Source organism: Trebonia sp., assembly GCF_049794275.1.
Lineage (GTDB): Bacteria > Actinomycetota > Actinomycetes > Streptosporangiales > Streptosporangiaceae > Trebonia.
Genome location: NZ_JBARCR010000348.1, coordinates 1 through 4,409, shown reverse-complemented (window position 1 = coordinate 4,409; position 4,409 = coordinate 1). Strand labels below are relative to the sequence as shown.

Below are 4,409 nucleotides of genomic sequence, written 5' to 3'. Positions count from 1 at the left end.
CCTCCCGGGAGTGCACGACCTTGGCCGGCCCGCGGAACGCGAGCGGCGCGTCGTCGGCGACCGTCCGCTTCAGCACGGCCCCGTCGGGCGCCAGCGAGCCCCGCATCACCACGATGGCGGGGTGCGTGGCCAGCGGTTTGTCCAGCGGCCTGATCACGTCCTCGTCCACGGTGACGGCCTCGATCGCCTCGCCGAGCGTGACCCCGGCGACGGTCATCGCGGACAGGTCGAGCAGCGGGCCGAGCTGCTTCAGCAGGCCGAGCGTGCCGCCCGCCGCGTCGAACGCGGTGATCTGGGTGTCGCCGTTGGGCTTGACGTCGGTGAGCAGCGGCACCTTCGGCGCCAGGTCCTCGAACAGCCGGTAGACGTCCGCGTCGCACCCGGCCTCGACGGCGATGGCCTGCAGGTGCTTGAGGCAGTTCACGGATCCGCTGACCGCGAGAATCGCGGTGACGGCGTTGGAGAAAGCCGCGCCCGTTAGGAGAGATCGCGGCTGTTGATCTTCGTCGACAAGCGCCACGATCCGGGAGCCGGCCTGGGCCACCGCGTCCCACATCCGCCGCCCGCGGGCGAGCACCGGGGTGGTGCCTGGCAGCGCCATGCCGAGCGCCTCGGCGGCCAGGTGCATGGAGTTCGCCGTGCCCATGCCGGCGCAGACGCCTGGGCCCGTGACCGCGCAGCGGGACATCTCCGCGAGCTCGTCCACCGTCATCCGGCCGGCGTTCACGTGCCCGGCGAACCTGAAGATGTCCTCGAAGTCGACGGACTCGCCCTTGTAGACGCCGGACGGCTGATAGCCGCAGGCCACGATGATCGTCGGGATGTTCAGCCGGCCCGCGGCCATGAGCTGGCCGGGCGTGGTCTTGTCGCACGACGCCAGGCAGACCATGCCGTCGAGCAGCGCGCCCTCGACGGCGACCTCGATGTCGCTGGCGATGAGGTCGCGGCTCGGCAGGATGTACTGCCCGGCCGCGCCGGCGCTGGTGATCGCGTCGGACGGGGCGGCGGTGCGCACCTCGAACGCGACGCCGCCGGCCGCTTCGATGGCCGCCTTGAGCGGGGCGACGATCTCGTCCAGGTGGCTGAAGCAGGAGGCCAGCTGCGACGAGGAGTTGACGATCGCGATCTTGGGCTTCTCCAGGTCCTCGTCGGTCAGCCCGAGCGCGGACCACTGTGCGCGGCGCATCGCCCACGGCGTCGTTCCCGGGGTGAAGTTAGACCGGAGCTTGCGATCTGCCACACCCCAGAGCCTGATACGCCGGAGGCACGTGGGCAATAGGGCGGCACCACAGATAAATCCATGGCGTTTCCGTGACCAGGGCAACGGAAGCGCCATGGATTTGCCTGGGACCCCTCAGAGGATCGCCTCGGGGGTGGTGCGGCCCAGGTAGGCGCCCTGGTCTTCCAGGCGGCGCTGCAGCTCGGTGACGTCGATCCTGTCGCCGGCCAGCCCCGCGTCCACGGCCATGCCGGCGGCCGTGCCGGCCGCCTCGCCCATGGCGAAGCAGGGGCCGGTGACGCGGGCGGCGGACTGCGCGCCGTGGGTCATCGACGCGCACCGGCCGGTGACGTACAGGTTGGCGACGGTGCCTGGCAGGATCATCCGGAACGGGAGCTGGTTGAACCCGCGCGCCTTCGTCTGCCAGCGGAACTCCACGGTGCCCGCCACGTGCGCCTCGACCGGCCAGCCGTTGACCCCGATGGTGTCGCCGAAGTCGGCGCAGCCGAGCACGTCGTCCTCGGTGAGCTGGTAGGCGCCGACGATCCTGCGAGTCTCGCGGATGCCGATCTGCGGGGCGATGTCCACGATGTAGGAGTCCTCGAAGCCCGGCGTGCGGTCCCTGATGAACGCGAACGCGTCCAGCACCTGCTGGCGGCCGATGAGCTCGCCGCGGGTCAGCTCGTCGACGCTGGTGCCGTCGATGGCACCGCCGTCTTCGGTCCGCAGCTGGGTCAGGTTGGCCCGCCATTCGAGCGGGTTGCGCTGCGGGCGGACGATCGGCTTCTTGCGCGGGAACGTGTGGGTGCCCGCCCGCTCCGCCTCGTCCATCAGGCGCTCGACGGTGCGCCACGGGGCCGGGCCTGCCTTGGCGACGTCGACGCCGTTGATGCGGAACATCAGCGACGGGTACATCAGCCCGTTGACCGGCGGCGCCTTCTCCCACGGCACGCCGGCCCAGGCGGCGAGGTCGCCGTCGCCCGACGCGTCGATGAAGAACCGGCCGCGCACCGCGTGCCTGCCGGACTTGGACTCGATCAGCACGGCGTCGATCACGTGCTCGCCGGTCATGACGACGCCGACCGCCATCGCGTGGAACAAGATCCGCGCCCCGGCGCCGGTGACGAGCTCGTCCGCGGCGATCTTGTAGGCGGAGATGTCGAACGCCTGCGCCGCGATCCCGTCGGCGATCGTCAGGTGCGGCGCGTTCAGCCCGTCCAGCTTGACCAGCCGGTCGAGCAGCTCGTCGGCGAGTCCCCTGATGACCCGCACGTCCTCGCCGTGGGTCCGCGCGTGCAGCCCGCAGAACGTGGACAGCCCGCCGGCCGTGCCGGCCCCGCCGAGGAACCCGTACCGCTCGATCAGCAGCGTCGAGCACCCGGCCCGCGCCGCCGCCGTCGCCGCCATGATGCCGGCCGGGCCGCCGCCGACCACGACGACATCGAACTCCCCGTACACCGGTGTCTGCCTTCCCGGCTCGGTGATCGTTGCGCTGTTCACGTATCGAGCTTGAGCCAGCTTCCCGTGCCAGGGCAAGAGGGCAGGCAATAGCCGTATGTCACGGCAGTCTGCCGGACAAATCCGTCGTTACCGTCATGTGCTGAGCCCCAGAAACCCTGCCCTAACTCTGCTGCAGCCGCTCGGCCAGGTCTGCCGCCTGGCTGTGCTCCAGGTCCCTGGTCGCGGTCAGCAGCGTGACCGGTCCCGCGGCGGCCAGCTCGCGCAGGTACGCGAGCGCCGCGGCGCGTTCAGGCTCGCGCAGCTCGTCGCCGTAGCGGTGGCGGAAGTCCGCGAACTTGGCCGGGTCGTGGCCGTACCAGACCCGCAGCTCGTCGGACGGCGCGATCGCCTTAAGCCACTCGTCGATGTGCGCGGCGGCCTTGGCCAGCCCGCGCGGCCACAGCCGGTCGACGAGGACCCGCCTGCCATCCGCCGCGTCCGGCGCCTCGTACACCCGGCGGGCCCGCACCGTCGTCATCGATTGCCCCTTGGGGTCTGCAGCAGGACGATCCGCTCCTCTTCGAGGTGCTCGGTGTGGTAAGCCAGCCAGCCGCAGACGGCCGCCAGCGGCAGCTCGATGAGGACCGCGGAGGCGAGCGACTGGAGGAACTGGCTGCCCGGCGGGGAGGTCACCACGTCGAACCAGGCGTCGACGACCAGCAGGGTCGCGGCCGCGGTGGCGCCCACCGCCAGGAAGGGGGACCGCCGCAGCGCGAAGAACCCCGTGGCGGCCAGCACCACGAGGAGCATGACGTCGAACCCGACCCAGGCGATGTTGTAATGCGAGGACTCCTGCCGGTCCGGCAGGTTGAAGCCCAGGTAGATGGTCCACGGGATCAGCACGATGGAGAACAGGATGAACGCGGGGCCCGCCCAGCTGACGAGCCGCGCGTCATCGGCAGGCAGCTCATCGACGGGCTCAACGGCCATGGGAGCCACGATACGCCGGGGACGTTCCGGAACTGTGCACCCGATCTCTTGACGATGCCTGTGGCAACGCTAGCTTCAGTCCTGTAGTGCTAACCGGAGGAGATCATGTACCACGCCACTGATCCACGAACCGCCCTGGGCCCGGCCGCGGCGGCAAGCGCCGTGCCGAGCCCGGTGAGCTACCCCGCTGACTACATCGTCTTCGGACAATGCCCGCCCGCACAGGAGGACGACAGCGGCCGGCACTGGTACGCGCGGGGCCAGAACTTCGTCGTGGGCTATTCCGACTGCGACGGGTCGGTTACGTTCCGCAGGACGGCGCAGCCAGACGAGTGGATGCTGCTGCTGCCTGGCAAGGACCTCAGCGCGCGCCTCACGTCCGCCGGCCAGACGACCGAGATCCCCGGCCGCACCCTGACCGTGATCCCGCCGGGCGACAGCGAGATCACCCTGGCCGGAAGCGGGCAGGCCATCCGCGTCTTCAGCCGGAACGCCGCCGATCTGTGCGCCCAGGCGGTTAACGCCGGTTCGTACCTCGAGGACCATCTCAACGTCGCCCCGCACGCCGCCTGGCCGACGGCGGCGGACGGCCCTCGGGTGCGCGTCTACAGCCTGGACGTCGCCCCGCAAGAAGGCAGGTTCGGGCGGATCTTCCGCTGTTCCACCCTGATGGTCAACGTCATCTATCCGCAGGACGGGCCGCGCGACGAGACCAGGCTCTCCCCGCATTCCCACGCCGATTTCGAGCAGGGATCCCTGG

The 4,409-nt window shown here is 70.6% G+C and carries 5 protein-coding genes; 1 reads left to right on the top strand and 4 read right to left on the bottom strand.

Going from position 1 to position 4,409, the window contains the following annotated elements; translation table 11 throughout:
• The 4 genes from WA805_RS09605 to WA805_RS09590 form a co-directional block, all read right to left on the bottom strand.
• Positions 1-1,240: dihydroxy-acid dehydratase (locus WA805_RS09605; protein WP_425242167.1), on the bottom strand; the 1,240-nt coding region annotated here is incomplete at its 3' end.
• A 114-nt stretch (positions 1,241-1,354) separates the two neighbouring features.
• Positions 1,355-2,719 (bottom strand): FAD-dependent oxidoreductase, encoded by a 1,365-nt coding sequence (locus WA805_RS09600; protein WP_425242166.1) that lies wholly within the window; start codon positions 2,717-2,719, stop codon positions 1,355-1,357.
• Between the two features lie 121 nt (positions 2,720-2,840).
• Entirely contained in the window at positions 2,841-3,197 is a 357-nt protein-coding gene (locus WA805_RS09595; protein WP_425242165.1) for a DUF488 domain-containing protein, read from the bottom strand.
• Entirely contained in the window at positions 3,194-3,649 is a 456-nt protein-coding gene (locus WA805_RS09590) for a hypothetical protein (RefSeq protein WP_425242164.1), read from the bottom strand. The genes WA805_RS09595 and WA805_RS09590 overlap by 4 nt, the downstream gene beginning before the upstream one ends.
• Before the next feature lie 105 nt (positions 3,650-3,754).
• Between WA805_RS09590 and WA805_RS09585 the strand changes: the two genes are divergently transcribed.
• Positions 3,755-4,409: hypothetical protein (locus WA805_RS09585; protein WP_425242163.1), on the top strand; the 655-nt coding region annotated here is incomplete at its 3' end.